At 33.2% G+C, this 21,705-nt stretch carries 19 protein-coding genes; 11 read left to right on the top strand and 8 right to left on the bottom strand.

Features of this window, described 5'->3' with window-relative positions; translation table 11 throughout:
- Positions 1–28 precede the first annotated feature (28 nt).
- Positions 29–349 carry a YbaB/EbfC family nucleoid-associated protein gene (locus ACUN3A_RS16910; RefSeq protein WP_445552460.1) on the top strand — a complete coding sequence of 107 codons (321 nt, stop codon included), beginning with the start codon at positions 29–31 and terminating at the stop codon, positions 347–349.
- Positions 350–427: 78 nt separating this feature from the next.
- Here the strand turns inward: ACUN3A_RS16910 and ACUN3A_RS16905 are convergent, their stop codons facing one another.
- A complete protein-coding gene (locus ACUN3A_RS16905; protein ID WP_445552459.1) occupies positions 428–1,453 on the bottom strand; it encodes a threonine aldolase family protein in 1,026 nt (341 codons plus the stop codon).
- Between the two features lie 226 nt (positions 1,454–1,679).
- Here ACUN3A_RS16905 and prfB point away from each other — a divergent pair.
- A protein-coding gene (gene prfB, locus ACUN3A_RS16900) for a peptide chain release factor 2 (RefSeq protein WP_445552458.1) occupies positions 1,680–2,778 on the top strand; the annotation gives its coding sequence in 2 pieces (ribosomal slippage) (positions 1,680–1,742 and positions 1,744–2,778; 1,098 coding nt in all).
- A gap of 68 nt (positions 2,779–2,846) precedes the next feature.
- On the opposite strand, the gene ACUN3A_RS16895 is transcribed toward prfB, so the two are convergent.
- The gene (locus tag ACUN3A_RS16895; protein ID WP_445552457.1) at positions 2,847–3,752 is read right to left on the bottom strand and encodes a phospholipase A; all 906 of its coding nucleotides are present in this window, start codon (positions 3,750–3,752) and stop codon (positions 2,847–2,849) included.
- A 247-nt stretch (positions 3,753–3,999) separates the two neighbouring features.
- On the opposite strand from ACUN3A_RS16895, the gene glgP reads away from it, so the two are divergent.
- The 3 genes from glgP (at position 4,000) to ACUN3A_RS16880 (ending at position 8,194) form a co-directional block, all read left to right on the top strand.
- Positions 4,000–5,664 (top strand): alpha-glucan family phosphorylase, encoded by a 1,665-nt coding sequence (glgP, locus tag ACUN3A_RS16890; RefSeq protein WP_445552456.1) that lies wholly within the window; start codon positions 4,000–4,002, stop codon positions 5,662–5,664.
- Between the two features lie 208 nt (positions 5,665–5,872).
- Positions 5,873–7,501: an acyl-CoA carboxylase subunit beta gene (locus ACUN3A_RS16885; RefSeq protein ID WP_445552455.1), complete on the top strand. Its 1,629-nt coding sequence runs from the start codon at positions 5,873–5,875 to the stop codon at positions 7,499–7,501.
- Positions 7,502–7,762: 261 nt separating this feature from the next.
- The gene (locus tag ACUN3A_RS16880) at positions 7,763–8,194 is read left to right on the top strand and encodes a DoxX family protein (RefSeq protein ID WP_445552454.1); all 432 of its coding nucleotides are present in this window, start codon (positions 7,763–7,765) and stop codon (positions 8,192–8,194) included.
- Between the two features lie 78 nt (positions 8,195–8,272).
- Here the strand turns inward: ACUN3A_RS16880 and ACUN3A_RS16875 are convergent, their stop codons facing one another.
- Together ACUN3A_RS16875 and ACUN3A_RS16870 are read right to left on the bottom strand one after the other, a co-directional pair.
- Positions 8,273–9,322, bottom strand: coding sequence for an AMP-binding protein (locus ACUN3A_RS16875; protein ID WP_445552453.1), 1,050 nt, complete (start codon positions 9,320–9,322; stop codon positions 8,273–8,275).
- A gap of 33 nt (positions 9,323–9,355) precedes the next feature.
- On the bottom strand, positions 9,356–10,267 hold the full coding sequence (locus tag ACUN3A_RS16870) for a lysostaphin resistance A-like protein (protein WP_445552452.1): 912 nt from the start codon (positions 10,265–10,267) through the stop codon (positions 9,356–9,358).
- A gap of 109 nt (positions 10,268–10,376) precedes the next feature.
- On the opposite strand from ACUN3A_RS16870, the gene ACUN3A_RS16865 reads away from it, so the two are divergent.
- A complete protein-coding gene (locus tag ACUN3A_RS16865; RefSeq protein ID WP_445552451.1) occupies positions 10,377–10,718 on the top strand; it encodes an arsenate reductase family protein in 342 nt (113 codons plus the stop codon).
- An 83-nt stretch (positions 10,719–10,801) separates the two neighbouring features.
- A complete protein-coding gene (locus ACUN3A_RS16860; RefSeq protein WP_445552450.1) occupies positions 10,802–13,300 on the top strand; it encodes a TonB-dependent receptor domain-containing protein in 2,499 nt (832 codons plus the stop codon).
- Positions 13,301–13,371: 71 nt separating this feature from the next.
- Here ACUN3A_RS16860 and ACUN3A_RS16855 read toward each other — a convergent pair whose 3' ends face one another.
- The gene (locus ACUN3A_RS16855; RefSeq protein WP_445552449.1) at positions 13,372–13,539 is read right to left on the bottom strand and encodes a hypothetical protein; all 168 of its coding nucleotides are present in this window, start codon (positions 13,537–13,539) and stop codon (positions 13,372–13,374) included.
- A gap of 362 nt (positions 13,540–13,901) precedes the next feature.
- On the opposite strand from ACUN3A_RS16855, the gene ACUN3A_RS16850 reads away from it, so the two are divergent.
- Positions 13,902–15,329: an L-serine ammonia-lyase gene (locus ACUN3A_RS16850; protein WP_445552448.1), complete on the top strand. Its 1,428-nt coding sequence runs from the start codon at positions 13,902–13,904 to the stop codon at positions 15,327–15,329.
- Between the two features lie 171 nt (positions 15,330–15,500).
- Here ACUN3A_RS16850 and ACUN3A_RS16845 read toward each other — a convergent pair whose 3' ends face one another.
- From ACUN3A_RS16845 to ACUN3A_RS16835, 3 genes are all read right to left on the bottom strand, one after another.
- The gene (locus ACUN3A_RS16845) at positions 15,501–17,444 is read right to left on the bottom strand and encodes a KUP/HAK/KT family potassium transporter (RefSeq protein ID WP_445552447.1); all 1,944 of its coding nucleotides are present in this window, start codon (positions 17,442–17,444) and stop codon (positions 15,501–15,503) included.
- Positions 17,445–17,556: 112 nt separating this feature from the next.
- Entirely contained in the window at positions 17,557–18,243 is a 687-nt protein-coding gene (locus ACUN3A_RS16840) for a response regulator (RefSeq protein WP_445552446.1), read from the bottom strand.
- On the bottom strand, positions 18,236–19,348 hold the full coding sequence (locus ACUN3A_RS16835; protein ID WP_445552445.1) for a sensor histidine kinase: 1,113 nt from the start codon (positions 19,346–19,348) through the stop codon (positions 18,236–18,238). Before ACUN3A_RS16835 ends, ACUN3A_RS16840 begins: the two co-directional genes overlap by 8 nt.
- Positions 19,349–19,670: 322 nt before the next feature.
- On the opposite strand from ACUN3A_RS16835, the gene panB reads away from it, so the two are divergent.
- The 3 genes from panB to ACUN3A_RS16820 are packed head-to-tail and all read left to right on the top strand — an operon-like array spanning position 19,671 to position 21,640.
- Positions 19,671–20,489: a 3-methyl-2-oxobutanoate hydroxymethyltransferase gene (panB, locus tag ACUN3A_RS16830; RefSeq protein ID WP_445552444.1), complete on the top strand. Its 819-nt coding sequence runs from the start codon at positions 19,671–19,673 to the stop codon at positions 20,487–20,489.
- A gap of 59 nt (positions 20,490–20,548) precedes the next feature.
- The gene (locus ACUN3A_RS16825; RefSeq protein ID WP_445552443.1) at positions 20,549–20,899 is read left to right on the top strand and encodes a four helix bundle protein; all 351 of its coding nucleotides are present in this window, start codon (positions 20,549–20,551) and stop codon (positions 20,897–20,899) included.
- Between the two features lie 51 nt (positions 20,900–20,950).
- Positions 20,951–21,640 carry an RluA family pseudouridine synthase gene (locus tag ACUN3A_RS16820; RefSeq protein ID WP_445552442.1) on the top strand — a complete coding sequence of 230 codons (690 nt, stop codon included), beginning with the start codon at positions 20,951–20,953 and terminating at the stop codon, positions 21,638–21,640.
- Positions 21,641–21,705: the final 65 nt, after the last annotated feature.

Here is a 21,705-nt window from a genome sequence, read left to right as displayed (position 1 = left end):
GCTTTTCAATAATTTAAAAATCACCAAAATGGATTTAATGGGAATGATGGGTAAACTTAGAGAAACCCAACAAAAAATTGAAGATACGAAAAAACGTTTAGACACCGTACTAATTGACGAACAAAGTAGTGATAATTTATTAAAAGTTACTTTGACTGCCAATACCAAAATTAAATCAATCACTATTGATGATTCATTATTGGAAGACAAAGAACAACTAGAAGATTATTTGATTTTAGTTTTGAATAAAGCGATTGAAAAAGCATCAAACGTAAATCAAACTGAATTGGATGCCGTTACCAAAATGGACATGCCAATGATTCCAGGGATGGAAGATATGTTTAAATAAATATTTTTGTTTCAAGTTTAAAAAAGTTTCAAGTTTCAAGTTCCACACTGAAACTTGAAACTTAAAACTTGAAACCTTTTAAAGAACAACCTTCTTTAACGTCTCTAAAACATACGTATGCATTACTTCTTTGTAATCAAGATGCGTAACAATTCTAAGTTTCCCATGCCCTAGAGAACTAATCAAAATATTTTTCTCTTTCAGTTTTTCGATAAGCAGTTTTTCACTTAACCCTTCTCGAACCGAAAAAATCAAAATATTAGTTTCTACTGGTTCGATTTTTCCAACCCAAGGCAATCTTAGTAATACTTCGGCAATTTCTCTGGCTCTTCTATGATCATCTACCAATTTCGCAATATTATTATCCAAAGCAAAATTTCCTGCCGCAGCTAAATATCCCACTTGACGCATTGCTCCGCCTAATATTTTTCGAATTCGTAAAGCCCTATGAATTGTTGCTTTATTCCCCAAAAGAACAGAACCAATTGGTGCTCCCAAACCTTTAGACAAACACACCGAAATCGTATCAAACAAAGCTCCAAATTCTCTTGGATGTTGCTTTTTGGCAACCACAGCATTCCAAATTCGGGCTCCGTCTAAGTGAAACTTCAAATTATTAGCAACGCAAACTGCTTTTATTTTCTTTAATTCATTCAAATCATAACAAGCACCGCCTCCTTTATTTGTTGTATTTTCTATACAAACCAAACTCGTAAGCGGACTGTGATAAAACTCAGGATCATTAATAGCTCCTGCCACTTGCTCTGCAGTAATCATTCCTCGATCTCCATCCAGCAAACAACAGGAAACACCGCTGTTAAACGAAACTCCACCTCCTTCATAATGATACACATGTGCATATTTGTCAGCAATTAATTGTTCACCAGGTTGGGTATGCAATTTAATCGCCGTTTGATTTGCCATAGTCCCCGATGGAAAAAAAAGCCCCGCTTCCATACCAAACATCCCTGCCAATCTCGCCTCAAGAGCAATAACCGTTGGGTCTTGTTTGTACACGTCATCCCCTACTTGGGCATTAAACATGTATTGCAACATTTCAACCGATGGCTTGGTAATTGTATCGCTAATCAAATTTATTTCCATAATCTAAAAACTATATCCTATTTTTGTAAACTCAAAAATTGTAAAATTATTGGGAGCTATTCCTGCTATCCGTTACAAACGAAGTTCACTGAACTCCGATGTAAATAGATACTAAGTGAAGTAATCTTTTCTATTTTTAAAGAAAAAATAGAAAAGGATTTTCACTTTTATCAGGGCTAAAAAACGGCTAACCTAATAATTTTCGATACAAAATTACTATAAATTTATGACAACTACCGAACAAATTAAAGGTATTGTGGAGCGCCTTGGTGCGTTGAGGAGGTATCTTTGACGTCGATGCCAAACTTATCGAAATAGCCAACGAAGAAGAAAAGACTTTTGCTCCCGACTTTTGGAACAACGCCAAAGAAGCCGAAATTATTGTGAAAAATCTTAGAGGTAAAAAGAAATGGATTGAAGATTACAACAAAGCTATTGACATGACAGACGAGTTGCAACTTGCCTATGAATTTTACAAAGAAGGAGAGTTAACTCCCGAAGAACTAGATCATCAATACGATTCAACTCAAGCACATATTGAAGCTATAGAATTCAAAAATATGCTTTCAGAAGAAGGTGATTCTTTGAGTGCAGTGCTTCAAATTACTGCTGGAGCTGGTGGCACCGAAAGTTGCGATTGGGCTTCTATGCTGATGCGAATGTATATGATGTGGGCTGAGAAATCGGGATACAAATTACGGGAACTGAATTATCAGGAAGGTGAAGCAGCAGGTATAAAAACGGTAACATTAGAGATTGAAGGTGATTTTGCTTTTGGTTATCTGAAAGGTGAAAACGGAGTACATCGATTGGTTCGAATCTCTCCTTTTGATAGCAATGCCAAACGACACACCTCATTTGCTTCTGTTTATGTTTACCCATTAGTTGATGATACAATTGAAATTGATATCAATCCTGCTGATATCGAAATCATCACTTCGCGTTCCAGTGGTGCTGGAGGTCAAAACGTAAATAAGGTAGAAACCAAAGTACAATTGACTCACAAGCCAACAGGTATCCAGATACAATGTTCAGAAACGCGTTCACAACACGACAATAGAAATCGTGCCATGCAAATGTTACGTTCTCAATTATATGAAATTGAGCTTAAAAAACAACAAGAGCAACGTTCTGATATTGAAGCTGGAAAAATGAAAATAGAATGGGGATCGCAAATACGCAATTACGTAATGCAACCTTATAAACTAGTCAAAGACGTTCGAACAGGACAAGAAACCAGCGACGTAGACAGCGTAATGAACGGAAACATTGATGGCTTCCTAAAAGCATATTTGATGATGATGGGACAACGCGAAGAAGAATAAACTACATTCTTTTACAAATTAAAATCAACCCGACAAGTTAAAAAACTGTCGGGTTTTTTATTTAAATATTACAGCCATTCAATTAAAGAAATTCCAACTCCAACTGTTGTTTGTAAATGATTATAATCTATCAAAGATTCTCCATAACCATGAGAAACTTGCAAATAAGCTTTTAGATTATTTTTAATTGGATATGACCAAGAAAGTTCAGCATTACCTCTGGGTGAAGCATTAAAATTCATATTATAACCTCCAATAAAGGAAACGACATGTCCATTTTTTGCATAAATAACATTCAAATCAGCGCGTCCAGTATAATCGGATATATCTGGATTATCCTCGCCGTTATCTGACAAACCGTACCATGATCTCAAATAAACAGTCCAGTTTTTACGTTCTAAACCTGCATGAAGAATAAATCTATTCAAACTTCTTGAAAAAGGATCGCTTTTCCCATTCGATTGATGATTAAATGCTATTCCAACCATTCGGGTATTAAAACCCAAAACTTTAAATTTTACTGGGAAATTCAAAATAACCTCAGGTTCATAATTTATTTCTCTAAAAGGACGTGAAAGATCCTGATTATAGACTTGCCAAAATGATTTTTGAGTATAAGCAACCCATAAATCAGCACTATTCCACAAAAAACTCTGTATTACTTTAGTCTTAAAACTCAATTGAAATTTAAGTTCAATATTATCATACGGTAAACCTTCTGGAACTATATACTCAGGGCTATTATTCTCGGAATGAGGCTGATCGTTGGGATTGCTAGAATACTTACCTAGTAAAATATAAATAGGCTTGTAAGGCGTTAACAAAAAAGTACTTCTTACAGCAGTACTATCTAATTCCCAGCGCTGAGACAGATTTTTGGGTTTAGTTTTATTATCATTCAAAGCCTGAATCTGAGCATTTACCGTAAAAGACAATAACAGCAAAAAGAAAGATAATTTTATTACTACTTTCATATATCTATAATTTGATTTTCATCAACAAATATATCTTTCTTGCAATCGGAAAAAATTACAGCTTTACACTTGATATTTATATAATTATCATTTTAAATTTAAAAAACACCTTAATGTTTTACAACAAGTATAAAGAGTAGAAAAACTATTAAATAACGCTTTATCAACATAATTATAACAGCTTAAAACTCCATTTCAGAAACTTTTTTCTCTAAATTTGATACAACAACCTTCTAAATAACAAAAGATGAGTAAGAATTTGCCTGAACAATACAAACATCCTTATACTTTTAATAAAAAATACCAAAAATCGGCTGTCTATTTCTCAATGGAATTTGCTATTGATCAATGTCTTAAAATTTATTCTGGAGGATTAGGCTTTTTAGCTGGATCACACATGCGCTCTGCTTATGATTTGAAACAAAATTTAATCGGAATCGGAATCTTATGGAAAAAAGGATATTATGACCAATTCTTAAACGAAGACCTTTCTATGGGAACTCTTTTTAGAGAAAAAAATTATAGTTTTCTGGAAGACACCAACATCAAGTTTACAATAAAAATTGATAATCATGATGTTTGGATTAAAGCTTATTTTTTGAAACCAGAAATTTTTGGAACAGTTCCAATGTTTTTCCTTTCGACCGATGTACCCGAAAACGATTATCTGGCCAAATCAACTACTTTTAGATTATACGATTCTGATCCAAGTGCCAAAATTGCACAAACTATGGTATTGGGATTAGGTGGTGCCAAATTACTAGATGCTTTAGACTACGAACCAGATATTTATCATTTAAATGAAGCTCATGCCGTTTCTTCAATTTTTCATTTATACAACAAATACAAAAGCGTTGAAAAAGTAAGAGAAAAAATGGTTTTTACTACTCATACTCCTGAAGAAGCTGGAAATGAAAAACATGATATTTATTTATTAGAAAAACTAAGCTTTTTTGATGGCATTCCATTAGAAAAGGTCCGAGAAATAACTGGAATCCAAGACAACACTTTCAACCATTCCCTTGTTGCTTTACGATTAAGTCACAAAGCAAATGGTGTTTCAAAACTGCATGGGGAAGTTTCCCGAGACATGTGGAAAAATGCCACAGGTATTTGCCCTATAACTCACATTACCAATGCCCAAAATAAAAAATACTGGGCAGACCCCTGGCTAGATGATGCACATTCAAGTAAAGATAGAGAAGAATTAATTAGTCGTAAAAAGAGATTAAAAACCAGACTTTTTGAAGTTGTTGCCGATCAAACTGGAAAAATATTTGATCCAAATGTACTAACGATCGTTTGGGCAAGACGATTTGCTGGTTACAAAAGACCAGATTTAATTACTCGGGATTATGAAAAATTCAAAAGCTTAATGACGGACAGCAAAAAACCAATCCAAATTATATTTGCTGGAAAACCATATCCAACTGATTACGGAGCCATTCATAATTTTGATACTCTTTTGCAAATCAGTAAAGATTTTAAAAACATGGCGGTGCTTATTGGTCATGAATTAAAATTATCTCATCAGTTAAAAAAAGGCGCTGATATTTGGTTAAACAATCCTAGAGTAACCAGAGAAGCTTCTGGAACCTCAGGAATGACAGCCGCAATGAATGGCGCAATTAATTTTTCCACCAATGATGGATGGGTTCGTGAATTCAAAGATTTAAATAAAACTAAAAATTCTTTTGTATTACCGATAGTAGATCACAATTTACCAATCTATCAACAAGATCAAATGGACTTGGATAATTTATACCGAATGCTTGATGAAGAAATACTTCCTTTATACTATGACGATTCAGAAAGATGGTGGGATTTAGTTGAAACCAGTATGAAACAAATTGTTCCCTTTTTTGATTCCGCCAGAATGGTAGATGAATATTATATGAAAATGTATAATTAAAGTTTTCAATAGCAATGATAGTTTCAATTTTGAATTAAAATTAAAAATTATAACAAAACCTCGTTATTTATAAAATTGCGAGGTTTTTATTTTTATATAATCTGAAAGTAGATTAAATTGCTAAAAATCTAAAATCAAGAATACAAATCGAATGTTTTCACTCGTTTTCGTAAATTAGCGATCATTACATACATTACACTTTACACCTATGGATTTAAACTTCAATAAAAACGAAGACCACAATAAACTTTTACTGTCTGAACTCAGACAAAAATTTGCTAAAGTCAAACTTGGAGGAGGCGAAAAACGAATCGAAAAATTGCATGCGGAAGGAAAAATGACCGCACGGGAACGCATTGATTATTTATTAGACGAAAATGCAAAATCTATTGAAATTGGAGCTTTTGTTGGTAAAAAAATGTACGTAGAACACGGTGGCTGTCCATCAGGAGGGGTAATCGTAAAAATAGGATATATTAAAGGAAAACAATGTATTGTTGTTGCCAATGATGCTACTGTAAAAGCGGGAGCTTGGTTTCCGATTACAGCTAAGAAAAACCTAAGAGCTCAGGAAATCGCTATTGAAAATCGTTTGCCAATTATCTATTTGGTTGATAGTGCTGGAGTTTATTTGCCTTTGCAAGATGAAATTTTCCCTGACAAAGAACATTTTGGGCGCATTTTTAGAAACAATGCGATAATGAGCAGCATGGGAATTACTCAAATAGCTGCCGTCATGGGTAGTTGTGTTGCCGGAGGTGCTTATCTTCCAATTATGAGTGATGAAGCTTTAATTGTAGACAAAACAGGAAGTATTTTTTTAGCAGGAAGTTATTTAGTTAAAGCTGCTATTGGAGAAACTATCGATAATGAAACTTTAGGCGGAGCAACAACACATTGCGAGATTTCGGGTGTAACAGATTATAAAGCCAAAGACGATAAAGATGCTTTAGATAAAATAAAAAATATAGTCGATAAAATTGGGGATTTTGATAAAGCGGGATACAACCGCATTAAAGCAGAAAAACCAGCTTTGGACGAAAAAGAAATCTACGGTATTTTGCCACAAGCAAGAAACGAACAATACGACATGATGGAAATCATCAATCGATTAGTTGATAATTCGGAATTTGAAGCTTACAAAGATGGGTACGGACAATCTCTAATTACGGGTTATGCCCGAATTGACGGTTGGGCTGTGGGAATAGTTGCCAACCAAAGAAAAGTTGTTAAAACAGCCAAAGGAGAAATGCAATTTGGTGGTGTTATTTATTCTGATTCTGCGGATAAAGCAACTCGTTTTATTGCCAATTGCAATCAAAAGAAAATTCCTTTAGTATTTGTACAAGACGTAACCGGGTTTATGGTTGGTTCAAAATCTGAACATGGCGGAATTATAAAAGATGGTGCCAAAATGGTGAATGCGGTTTCTAATTCGGTAGTACCTAAATTTACTGTTATTGTTGGAAATTCTTATGGTGCTGGAAATTATGCTATGTGTGGTAAAGCATTTGACCCTCGATTAATATTTGCCTGGCCAAGTGCCGAATTAGCTGTAATGGGCGGAACACAAGCGGCAAAAGTACTAGCTCAAATTGAAGCATCTTCATTAAAAAGCAAAGGAGAAGCTATAGACGAAGCGAAGGAAGCTGAACTATTTTCTAAAATTAAAGCGCGTTACGACGAACAAGTTTCTCCTTATTATGCAGCAGCTCGTTTATGGACAGACGCTATTATCGACCCCCTAGAAACCAGAACTTGGATATCTATGGGAATCGAAGCTGCCAACCACGCTCCTATCGAAAAACAATTTAATTTGGGAGTAATTCAAGTTTAAAACACAAATTAAATTATTTTTTTGACCGCAAGAAGCGCAAAGAATAATATTACAACTATTTATAAAACGCCAAGTTCGCTAAGTTTTTGCGAACTTGGCGTAATCCTTTATTTACCTTACGGTTAAACATCTTCAAAACAGAAAAAACATATTATTAAAAACAAAGCATTAAAAAAATACAATAACCAATTTAAGCCCTATTTTTTTTCACATATCACTAATTATTAGTACCTTAGTGTATTAATTTAAACACGAAGAGATATGAACAATGTAAAAAGCTTAAATAAGTGGGCCAATTCACACACTTATTTACCAGTAGATTTACTCAGAATGGCACTTGGAGTTTTTTTATTTATGAAAGGTGTTTATTTTGTTTCTAACGTACAATATTTAGTTGATTTATTATCACCTATCGATAAATTCGACAAATTCGGAGGTGGTATGTTTTTGGTTCATTACATAGCTCCAGCTCATATGATTGGAGGCATTTTAATTTTCTTTGGATTATTAACCCGTTGGGCTATTATAGCACAATTACCCATTTTAATCTGTGCCATTATTATTAATTTTATGGGACACATGCATCAACAAAATTTATTACTAGCAGTTGTAACACTCGGAATATGTATCTTTTTTGCAATTTATGGCAGTGGAAAGAATTCCGCAGATTATTATTTTAAAATGGAAAAATGATTTATACCAAAATCTAAAAAAAAAAGAGAGAGAATATTATTTTATCCTCTCTCTTTTTTATTCAACTTAAATTTTCTATTAAACAGCTAATTTTTTACTTTCTTCCCTCATAAACTTTCCTGTAGCCGTCTCTTTGAACTTAGGAATAAAAACAACCTCTTTTGGTTTTTCATATTTATCCAAACTATCAAAAATAGAACTGTCGATATTCATTTTGTCGCCTTCAACATAAAGAATCACTTTTTCGCCCAAAATTTCATCTTGCTCTCCACCGATAAAATAACGCCTTGGGATCAATGTAGACAGCTTACTCTCTACTTGCTCAGGCAAAATTTTAATCCCTCCACTATTTATTATGTTATCAAAACGACCTAGCCAAACAAATTGTTTATCTGAAATTATTTTTACGATATCATTTGTAACAATTTTTTCATCTCTAATATTCTTAGCTACAATCTCCAAACATTGATCCTCATTTACAGAAACCGTTACGTTTGGCAACGTTGTGAAGGCTTCTTGCCCAATTTTCTTAGCTGCTATATGAGTGATTGTCTCTGTCATACCATAAGTCTCATAAATTTCAATTGGTAATTTAAGCAATTCCTGCTCCAACGACTTATGCACTTTAACACCTCCAATAATTAGCTTTTTAATATTCTTTAATTTGCTAATAGAGCTTTTTGCCTGAAGTGGCACCATTGCAGCAAAATCATATTTTTCATCATTATATTCTAAAGGATGAGAATTTGGAGCGACAAAATCCATATCCAAACCTAAAACAAAAGCACGTATAAACATCATTTTACCTGCGACAAATCTAGCCGGTAAACAATGCAACACTCTATTTCCTGGTTCTAATCCAAAAAAATCACCCGTCGCAATTGCTGATTGTACCATAGCTTCTTTTTCAATCCTGATAGCCTTTGGTTCTCCAGTAGTACCAGAAGTATACATATCAACATAGGGTTTATCATCAAACCAATCCAATATAAAATCTCCAACAGATTGTTCAAAATCCGCACCTTCTTTTATAAAGCTATACGCGATTCTACATAGATCTTCTCTTGTCAAATGATAACCATTTATTTTAAATTGGTGATGTACATTTTTGTATGTTAATGAACTCATAATTATATTGTTATTTATCTGTTAGTTTATAAATCAAACCCTTTCAGTCATTTTTTTGATCCACCCTGACCACTTGTATTTATACCCAAATATAACTAAAAGTATGGGATAAATTACTATAACTGGGAAGATAATATCTATCCCAGCCTCAGGTTCTGATATATCACTAAAAATGGAATACGTTTGAAAAGCAGACCAGTCAGATGTGACCAACAAAGCCCCAATTAAATTATTAGCAGCATGAAATCCTAAAGCTAATTCCATTCCGTCATCCATTAATGTCATTATTCCTAATAGTAATCCTGTTCCGATATAATATACCATAATAATATTTCCAAGCTTGGAAACTTCTGGGTTGGACAAATGCAATAATCCAAAAATACTTGACGTAAGCAATAATGGTAACCATTTATTCTTAAACAAATTAGCAAAACCTTGCATTAGATATCCTCTAAAAATCAATTCTTCAACACTTGTTTGTATTGGGATTAATAAAGTACCTATTATGAATAATATTAAAAAAGGGATGGGCTGAAAATTAATTTTGAAATCGGATGGATTTAAATAATAAGTAATTAATGTCGATACAATAGTAAATATTGCCCATAATGAAAAAGAAAACAATACTCTGTTCCAATCCATTTTCTTTCTGGCAGTAATAATAGATTTTAAAGTTTGATGATGCAAAAAACGAACCACAAAATAAATACCACCTAAAGCTACTACATAAGAAATAAGCAAAAGAAATAGATTTAAATTGGGTTCAAAAAAGTGTAATAATTCTGTATCTGTTGTAGGATACGTTTTTCCTTTAAAAGTAGTTTGAAATAAAATCATAGCTAACATAGGCAGCTGTCCCAAAAATGAAGCTCCAAAAATAATTAGCAATCCAAAAAGATACTTCCAAAACTTATTATTTTCATTTATTGCTTGTTCTATAAACATCTATTATTTTTTTTTTATAAATATACTTCAAATGGCATTTCAAACCTTATTTTTGTCGAAACTAAAATAGGTCTTTTTATTCTTAATTAGATCCGAATCTTATCCAAAAATGATACAAATTTACCATAACCAACGTTGCGGAAAATCAAGAAATTGTCTGCTAGTACTACAAGAATCAAATAAGGAGTTCGAAATCATTAATTATCTCAATACTCCTCCAACAGCTGATGAGTTAACATCAATATTAAAAAAACTAAAATTCACTCCAATTGAATTGATTCGACAAAAAGAAAAAATTTGGATAGAGAATTATAAAGGTAAGACACTAACAGATAATCAAGTTATTCAAGCAATGGTCGAAAATCCAATTCTTATCGAAAGACCTATTGTTGTCAAAGATAACGAAGCCATTATTGGAAGAGATTTAGACCTGGTCTCCCCTTTTCTTTAAACATTAACATAAGTTTAAGAACGGCTGATTTAAACTATTTTCGCATTTCTCTGTCTTATTCAAAAATCTTACTATAATTACTGATGAAAAAAATCAATCTTACCCTAGTTCTATTATTTCTATTTATAGGACTATCTAATTTTGCTCAACAAGGCCCTCCTACATTTAGCAAAATCAAAGTGACTGGAAAAATTGTAGACAAAAAGACTAACCAGCCTTTAGAATATGCTACAATCACATTAAAAAATCAAAAAAATCCAAAAGCAATTTCTGGAGGGATCACCAATAATAAAGGTGAATATGAAGCCGATGTTATTCCTGGAGTTTACGATATTACTGTCGAATTTATTTCGTTTAAAAACGTCGAAATCAAAGGTAAAAGCATAACCGAAAAAACTACATTAGCAACAATTGCACTCGAAGACGATGCTTCGCAATTAAACGAAGTAGTTGTACGTACCGAAAAATCATCAGTAGAGATTAAACTTGATAAAAAAGTATACAACGTTGGTCAGGATATGATGGTAAAAGGCGGAACTGTAAGTGATGTTCTTGACAATGTCCCTTCAGTTTCTGTTGATACTGAAGGAAATGTAAGTTTAAGAGGAAGCGATAACATCCGAATTTTAATTGATGGAAGACCATCTTATGCAGTAAATATTGCTGAAGCATTAAGACAACTTCCTGCTGATGCCATTGATAAAGTTGAAGTTATTACCAATCCATCTGCAAGATATGATGCCGAAGGTGGTTCTGGAATAATCAATATCATTCTTAAAAAAGGTAAAAACCAAGGTTTAAATGGAACTTTTATAGCTTCTACAGGTATTCCTGAGACTTATGGTTTAAGTGCGAATGTGAATTATAAAACCGAAAAATTAAACTACTTCACTACTGCGGGTTACAATCACAGAACAAATAAAGGTGGCGGTAAAACCAATTCACAATATTTCAATAACGATGGTTCTGTTAAAAACTATTTAGATGAAACACGTGATACCGAGAGAACCAATGACGGTTTTAACGGAAGAGCTGGCCTTGAGTGGACTGTCGCTCCAAATACCTATTGGACAAATGCTATCAATTATGAAAAATATACAGGGGACACTAATGATTTAATCAACTATAACAATTATGATGCCTCTCATATTTTTACAAAAACATCTTATCGTTTGAACACAGGAGATACAGGGAGTGAAAATGTTTCATATACATCTAATTTGATTAAAAATTTCAATGACAAAGGGCATAAACTTACAGTTGATGGTTCTATTTCAAGAAATACGGATGATAGCCAAAGTATTATTACGGGTTCTGATAACTTTAACAACACCTTAAATAATCAAGTTCAAAAACAAGCACAAATACAAGCTGATTATGTTCTTCCACTAGGAGAAGGAAGTCAGTTTGAAGCTGGATATAAAGGTAGTTTTGGTGATTTAAATAGCGAATATTATGTAACTGATAATACTGGAGCAAAAGATGAAAATTTATCAAACACATTAGAATATAAAGAAAACATCAACGCACTTTATACTCAATATGGTTTCAAAGCAAATAAATTTTCCTATTTATTCGGCTTACGTTGGGAGGATACTAACATTCATGTGAACTTATTAGATACAAACGATTTCAATACTAAAAAGTATAACAACCTGTTTCCAAGTGCTTTTATTAGTTATGAAGTTTCAGATCAAAGTAATATTACCACAAGTTACAGCAAACGTTTAACAAGACCAAGAGGTCGTTTTATGAATCCAGCTGTAAACTATTCAAGCAACGTTAATATTTTTCAAGGAAATCCAGACCTAGATCCTTCTTTGACAGATAAATTTGATTTTGGATATATCAAGCGTTGGGACAAGGTAACCTTTAGTACATCTGCTTATTTTGAAAACACAAAAGATGTTTTCAGCTTTGTGAGATCTCCTAATGGTAACGTTGTAACTCCTGATGGTGAGGTAGTAACTCCTATGCCTGGTGAGGTAATTGAAGGTAGTATTCCTGTAATTAAAAGTCAACCAATTAACTTAGGAAAAGAACAAAAATATGGTTTTGAGTTTACTTTAAACTACACCCCATTCAAAATATGGAGAATAAACAGTAATTTCAATTTCTATAATGTAAAAACAACTGGAGAACACAGCTACACTGACACAACAGGTAAGCTTGTAGTGCAAAATCTTGACAACCAAGCAACAACTTGGTTCGCAAGAGTTAATTCAAAACTAACATTGCCATACAAAATCGACTGGCAATTGAATGCAACCTACAATGGTGAACAAAAAACAGCTCAAGGGAAGAACCTAGATCAGTTTAGTATGAACACTGCTTTCAGTAAAGATTTACTAAAAGACAAAGCAACACTAGCATTTAATATCAGTGATATTTTCAATACGAGAATTATGAGATCTTACACTTATCTTGACAATCAAATATCGTATGGTGAAATGCAGTTCCGTAAACGTCAATTCAATTTATCGTTTACCTATCGTTTCAACAAAGCTAAAAACGAAAGAGAAAAGAACGCACAACCTAAAAATGAAGGTGGTGGAGATGGTGGCGGAGATTTCCCTGGATAATCTTCAACATGATATAATAAAAAAAGGATTCGTAATTACGAATCCTTTTTTATTTTAAAGTAGAAATAAGACTAAGCTTGTTCCTCTTTTTGTTTTGCTCTCTTTTCTTTAAACATTTCCCAAGTTGCTCCACTTACCCAGTAAGATACGAAACCAACTAAAAAGAACATTAACCAAAATCCCATTGTTAGGATGGTTAAGAAAAGTAAAAAGCCTAAATACTGTTGAAATTCAAACATGTTTTCCGGAATTTTTGAATGTAGCGACAAATGTATGATTTAAATCTTTTAAAGTCAATAAAATCAGTAAAAACTATGAGTTTATAGCTGAATTATTTTTTAAACTCAAAATTTGAAATGAATAACAGCACTTTACATTATTCGAATTAAAAAATATCAGTATAACACTTTACCAATACACTATTATTTTCTTTTATTAAAAATATAAAAAAGACAACATTAAAACGCCTTCGCATTATCAATACACTAAAACACCAACTTATTTTACACCTAAAATTATCATATTACCATTTATTCAAATAAAAATAATTAATATCTCATAAATTAATAATTATCTTTGTTAAATATAAAAATAGAATTTTATGGAAGAATGCATCTCCGTTTTTGATATGTTAAAAATTGGTGTCGGACCATCGAGTTCGCATACCCTTGGACCATGGCGTGCAGCTGAACGTTTCTTAAACGAATTGAGAAGTGAATATGACATCAATACCATAAACCGAGTAAAAGTCGATTTATACGGTTCACTTTCCTTAACTGGAAAAGGACATGCAACCGATTTAGCCATTATGCTTGGACTAAGCGGCCAAGATCCTGAATATATCCCAATTCAAAATATTGACGGAATCATCAAATCGATTGAAGCTAAAAATGAAATCCATTTGGGGAACCAAATCCATATTCCTTTTTATATTCTCCAAGACATTGTTTTCAATAAAAACTTCCTTCCTTTTCATGCCAATGGATTAACTTTTACGGCCTACTTCAATGATGGAACAGAATACTGTTCCACTTTTTACTCCATAGGAGGAGGATTTGTAGTCAAAGAAGAACGGGAAAATGCTCAAAACAAAATAGCCATAAAATGTGCTTTTCCTTTTCCAATTAATAAAGCCAACGAACTTTTGGCGTATTGCACAAAAGAAAATAAATCAATCTCGGAAATCGTTTACGATAACGAAAAATCCATGCGTCCCGAGGCAGAAATTCATCATGAGTTAATGCGCATTTGGAATACCATGTTGGAATGCATGTATATTGGCTGTCATTCCGAAGGGATTCTTCCCGGTGGTTTGCATGTACGAAGACGCGCTTTTGACATGCATCAAAATCTGATTGGTTTATCCAATTATTCTAATCCGCAAGAATGGCTAGAAGAAATTAGAAAAACTGAAGTTAAATTTAGACAAATTCTAAAATGGGTTAGCTGTTTTGCATTGGCAGTAAACGAAGTAAATGCTGCTTTAGGTCGAGTTGTAACTGCTCCAACCAATGGTAGTTCAGGAGTAATCCCAGCCGTTTTAATGTATTATTTGGTTATCGAAAACCATCAAGCTGGAGAAAAAGAAATCAAACAATTTCTAATGGTTGCTGGTGAAATAGGCAGTATTTTCAAGAAAGGATCAACCATCTCTGCCGCAATGGGAGGATGCCAAGCCGAAATAGGCGTTTCGAGCGCTATGGCTGCTGCTGCCTTATGCGAATTGATGGGTGGAACTCCTGACCAAGTATTAATGGCTGCCGAAATCGCCATGGAACATCACTTGGGACTAACCTGTGACCCTATTGGTGGTTTGGTACAAATTCCGTGTATCGAAAGAAATACTATGGGAGCCATAAAAGCCATTAACGCCGCCGAACTCGCCCTGGAAACCGATGCCAAAAATGCAAAAGTATCACTCGATAAAGTAATCGACACCATGTGGCAAACAGCTAAAGACATGAACTCAAAATACAAAGAAACCTCCGAAGGAGGTCTGGCAATTGCTGTGAATATGGCGGATTGTTAACTCAATGAAATAATTAGTCAATTAGAAAATGAGATAATTCATTAATGTGGTAATTGACTAGCTAGACAATTGGTGACTTTTTAATTTGAAAATTTGTCCCCTGCATTTCTAAAATTCAATTTTCTACTAGTTCAATCGACTAATTATCTCATTTTCTAATTGACAAATTATCTAATTAACCATCTTTCTCTCCAATTCTAATTTAGTAATAGGATGATAGACCGTAGGGATTTCTTCAATAACAACATCGCTTTTATCTAACCCAAAGGCACGCGTATCAGACAAAGACATGTTTTTCAACATATAATAAGAGTTCAACAAAAGTCCGTCTCTTACTGAAAACTCATTTTCAACCGATAAAAACTTTTCAATAATCACAAATTTAAAATCGGGTTCAGAATTGTATTTTGTTGAACCATCGGAACGAATATGCAGATTCAGTTCTTTATTGTCAACAAGATTTTGAACTATTCGTTTAAAATACAACTCAACTTTTGGCTGAATTCTAAAACCAATATTCAAGACAATCTTAATTACTTTATCATCTAGTAATTCAATAACTTCATAATTCAAATCAAAAGGAGAATTGACTCTGTTGATATGGAAAAACCAATACACGTCGGCTCTTTTTGGCTTTTTAGAAAAAATAGATTTCAATATTTTGTCTTCAATTTCATAATTTCTGTCCGCTTTTGACAAATAAATTAAATGAGTAGAGTACTTCGGAATTGTATCATCATTGCTCAATTCCTGAAACTTTTCTGTGTATTCGGTCAAATTGGTAAATTTTACAAATCGATTATTAATTTTTCGAGAAAAGTACCAAACGTACATTGTCATAAATATAAATAGCTCAAAAAACAAAAACATCCAACGCTCTTTGATTTTTACAATATTGGCAATGAAAAATGCAATTTCAATAACCACAAAAACAGTTATGATTACACCAATAAGAATTCTGTTTAGTTTTTTGATATAAATCAAATAATAATTTAAGAGTACTGTAGTCATCAGCATAGCAATGGTAATCGAAAATCCATAAGCAGCTTCCATATTTGAAGAAGTCCTGAAATACAAAACCATCAAGATACAGCCCACCCATAAAATAGTATTCACCGATGGAATATAAATTTGCCCTTTCAAATTGGTTGGGTTTTTCATAGTTACTCGAGGCCAAAAATTAAGGGAAACCGCTTCATTAATCAAAGTAAATGAACCACTTATCAATGCCTGAGAAGCAATAATCGCCGCAAAAGTCGAAATGACAACACCCGAAAATAAAAACCAATGAGGCATAATGGTGTAAAAAGGATTTCTACCTTCAAGGAAAGGATGACTTTGATTCATTAACCAAGAAGCTTGCCCTAAATAATTTACGACCAATGCAATTTTTACAAAAATCCAAGTGATTCTAATATTACTTTTTCCACAATGCCCCAAGTCCGAATACAAAGCTTCGGCTCCTGTGGTACAAAGAAAAACAGCGCCTAACAGCCAAAATCCATGAGGATATTCGACTAATAATTCATAAGCATACAAAGGATTTAATGCTGTCAAAATTGCCGGATGTTCCAAAATTTGGACAAATCCCAATACAAAAAGCATTGAAAACCAAACCACCATCGCTGGCCCAAAAAAGAAGCCTACTTTTTGAGTACCAAAGCGCTGAAAAAAGAAAAGTCCAGACAAGATTACTATAACAATTGGCAAAATTGGAATACCTGGAACTACATCTCCCAAACCCTCAACTGCTGAAGCCACAGAAATTGGAGGCGTAATAATTCCATCTGCCAAAAGCGTTGTTGCCCCCAAAATAGTTGGAATTACTAATTTTCCTTTTCCAAATCGTTTGACTAATGCATAAAGCGAGAACACCCCACCTTCTCCATGATTATCTGCCGAAAGTGTCATCAACACATATTTAAAAGTCGTTTGAAAAGTAAGCGTCCAAAAGATGCACGAAATCCCTCCATAAACCAGTAATTTTGATATTTCTCTTTGCCCAATAATGGCTTTCATAACATATAACGGACTGGTTCCAATATCTCCGTAAATAATTCCAAGCGCCACCAAAAGTGATGCTGCTGTTACTTTTTGAATCGTTGATTTATTCATTTTGTTTTAATTTTTATTCTATTTAATTCATTAATTTTTGAACATAGAAAGTCCTATACGATGTGTACAAAACACTCCATATTACATTCTTATTTTGACTATTTAATTGATTTTAACTGGTATTAAATCGGTATCCCACACCGGATTCTGTGATGATGAACTTAGGACGGTTGGGGTCTTCTTCTATTTTTTTTCGAAGTTGTGCAACAAAGACACGTAAGTATTGTGTTTGGTCTGCATAACTGTTTCCCCAAACCTGTTTGAGTAAATATTGATGGGTTAATACTCGTCCCTCATTTTTTATAAAAATAGAAAGCAAATTGTACTCAGTCGTTGTGAGTTTCAGAATTTCACTATTCAGTCTCACAATTCTAGAAGCCAAATCAATTGAAACAGCACCAAACTCAATTATCGGTTCTTTTTCATCGGTAATCGAATTTCGCAAAGCAGTCCGAATTCTAGCTAGTAATTCCTGTGTGCGAAACGGTTTGGTCAAATAATCATTTGCTCCGTTATCAAGTGCTTTTACAATTTCATCTTCGGCACTTTTTACCGTTAAAATTATGATTGGGTTACTGTACCATTCTCGTAATCGTTTCAAAACAACTTGTCCATCTTCATCAGGCAGACCCAAATCAAGAATGACCAAATCGGGCTGATGATTGGCCACCATAGACAATCCTTCTTTTGCATTGACAGCAAAAATTGTTCTGTAATTATTAGAATCCAACGTGATTTCAAGTAGTTTTCTAATTTGAATTTCATCATCAATAACCAATATTTGAGCGCTATTATTCATTTGAAATATCTTTAGTATTCATTGTTAAAGTTTGAAAACTAAGCGTAAAAACGGAACCGCCTTCTTCCCTATTTTCAAGTTGTACTTTTCCGTGTTGTGCTTCTACAAAGCCTTTCACAATTGATAAACCAAGTCCTGTTCCGCCTGTTTTTGAATTATGAAGTCGATAAAATTTATCAAATACTTTATCAATTTCATTTTCCGGAAAACCAATACCATCATCGGTAATCGTAATTACACATGGACATTTTTTATCGGGATTGTATTCAAAATCGACATCGGCATTATAAGAAACTTTAATCTCTATTTTGGCCCCTTTCGGCGTGTATTGCGAAGCATTAAAAACCAAATTAAAAATAATCTGTTGCATCAAACCATAGTCCAATTTGAAAAGAGGCAAATTTTCGTCTGTTTTTACGACTACTTTATGAAACTGTAAATCCTCTTTTAGATGATCCAAAACATTATAAACCAACTCTTCCAAATCACACCAATCCATTTTGGGCTCAATAACCCCCGACTCCAATCGGGACATATTTAGTAAATTTTCTACTTGGTGATTCAAACGCAAAGAAGCTTTCTCAATCTCAGCATATAAATTTTCTTTATTTTCTTCCGAAATAGAAACTGATTTACTTTGAATGGTATCAATCGCTCCCATAATAGTTGAAATTGGTGTTCTCAATTCATGAGATAAGGAATCGAGTAAAGCATTATAAAGCTTCATCGTATTTATTCTAACCTCTTTGACTTGCAAAACCTTTTCGGCTCTTCTGATTTTATGGGTCAAAACCGCATTTACCAAAGCAATGATGAAGAATAAAAACAATAATAATGAATCTTCCGCATTGCTAATGTGTAATGTATAGTAAGGCTGAATGAATAAAAAATTCAATATTAACGCACTCAAAACGGCACTTAGCAATAATGGTAAAATCGCCAAAAACATCGACAACACCGAAACCACAACCAATAAAAGATAACCGACTATTTTATAGTCTAAATAGTCCCTGACAAACAAACACAATGTAGCGACTGTACCTACTGATAAAACACTTATCAAATATTGATTTTTGATTTTTATCTGATTCAAAATACTATTCATAATCTTCGCATTTATTTGATAAGACAAAGTTATGTCTAATCATGTAAGTATTTTATAATATAACGAAGCAGGATATAAAGATTTTATAAAGATTCTTTCTGGTTTCAATTCTAATGAAAACTAGACTAAAAGTCAAGTTTGTTTCAGCTATCCATTATAAGAATTCTTCAAAACAGCTCGTTAAATTACTAATATCACAATTTGACCTATCTTGAATATCATATTCTTCACGAAAATTCAATTTAAAAAAATTCTATTTATTACTTTTGTTCTCTCAAAAACAAAATCAATCCCGAAGTTTCGGAATTAAAACATATATACAATGTCTGCAATAAAAAAAGATTACAAAAGAATTACCACTAAGTCTTTAATCGACATGAAATCTAATGGTGAAAAAATCTCAATGCTTACGGCCTATGATTATACCATGGCCAAAATTGTAGATACTGCTGGAATTGATGTAATTCTTGTTGGAGATTCAGCTTCAAATGTTATGGCGGGTCACGAAACGACTTTACCAATTACTTTGGATCAAATGATATACCATGCTTCTTCAGTGGTTAGAGCTGTCGAAAGAGCTTTAGTAGTGGTTGATTTACCCTTTGGAAGTTATCAATCTGATTCTAAAGAAGCGTTGCGTTCTTCTATCAGAATTATGAAAGAAAGTGGCGGACATGCCGTGAAATTAGAAGGTGGTAAAGAAATCAGGGAATCTATAAAAAAGATCTTAAATGCAGGAATTCCAGTTATGGGACATTTAGGCTTAACACCTCAGTCTATTTATAAATTTGGTACTTATACTGTTCGTGCCAAAGAAGAGCAAGAAGCCGAAAAATTAATTGAAGACGCCATATTACTGGAAAAATTAGGCTGCTTTGCAATTGTTATCGAAAAAGTTCCTGCAAATTTAGCCGAAAAAGTAGCTAAAAGCATCTCGATTCCAGTTATAGGAATTGGCGCTGGTGGTGGTGTTGATGGACAAGTATTGGTAATTCACGATATGCTGGGTATGAATAATGAATTTAGTCCTCGTTTCTTGAGACGTTACATGAATTTATACGAAGGAATGACTTCAGCAATCAGTCAATATGTGGAAGATGTAAAATCGAAAGACTTTCCAAACGAGAAAGAGCAATATTAGTATAGATTATTCGATAATTAGATAGTTAGATTATTCTATATTTGGTTAAAAAAATATACATGCATAGATTTAAGGATTTAGAAATATGGAAACAAAGCAGAAAGTTTTGTTCTGAAATCTATTTAGTCACTACAAATTTTCCAGAATCAGAAAAATTTGGTTTAACAAATCAACTTCGTCGTGCTTCGGTTTCAGTTCCTTCAAATATAGCGGAAGGTTGTTCTAGAAGTAGTAATAAAGATTTTTCTAGATTCCTTGAAATTGCTATTGGCTCTATTTATGAAATTGAAACACAGTTATTAATTGCATTAGATTTAGGCTATATAAATCAAATAAAACTAGATGAATTGTCTATGACTATTGACCGGATAACTAAAATGACATCCAAATTTCGCTCAACTTTGAAATAATTTTTCATTTTCAAAAAATCGAATAATCCAACAATCTAAAAATCTTTCCTTTTGAAAATAATTTCAAATAAAAATAATCTCCAAATCCTGCACGAAGACAATCATTTAATCGTGGTCAATAAGCGTGTAGGTGATATTGTGCAAGGCGACAAAACAGGTGATAAACCATTAAGCGATGTTGTAAAAGAATATATCAAAGATAAATACAATAAACCTGGAGAAGTCTTTCTTGGCGTTGTTCATCGATTAGACAGGCCTACTACTGGAATTGTAGTTTTTGCCCGTACTAGCAAAGCGTTGACTCGAATGAATGAATTATTCAGTAACAGGGAAACTAAAAAAACATATTGGGCGGTTGTCAAAAATAGACCTACAAAAAACGAAGACACACTCGTTCATTACATCAAAAGAAACGAGAAAAACAATACTTCAAAAGCTCATCTTAAAGAAGTTCCAGAAAGTAAAATGGCGAGTTTGGAGTATAAAATCATCAAAGAACTTGATAATTATTTCGGGCTCGAAATTCAACTACATACAGGCAGACACCACCAAATACGAGCACAACTTTCTGCAATTGGTTCTCCAATAAAGGGAGATTTAAAATATGGTTTTGACCGAAGCAATCCAGACGGTGGTATTCATTTACATGCCAGAAAACTGAGTTTCATACATCCGGTTTCTAAAGAAAACATTACAATTATTGCTCCTACTCCAGAAGATGTTATTTGGAAAGCCATTTAATTTTTTGATAATAAAAAGATTATATTTTGAATTTTAGATTTAACTTGCACTTATATAACGATTTA

It is taken from the genome of Flavobacterium sp. WC2509 (assembly GCF_052683105.1).
Note: the sequence above shows the minus strand (reverse complement) of the source record. Positions and strands in the feature narration are given on the sequence as shown.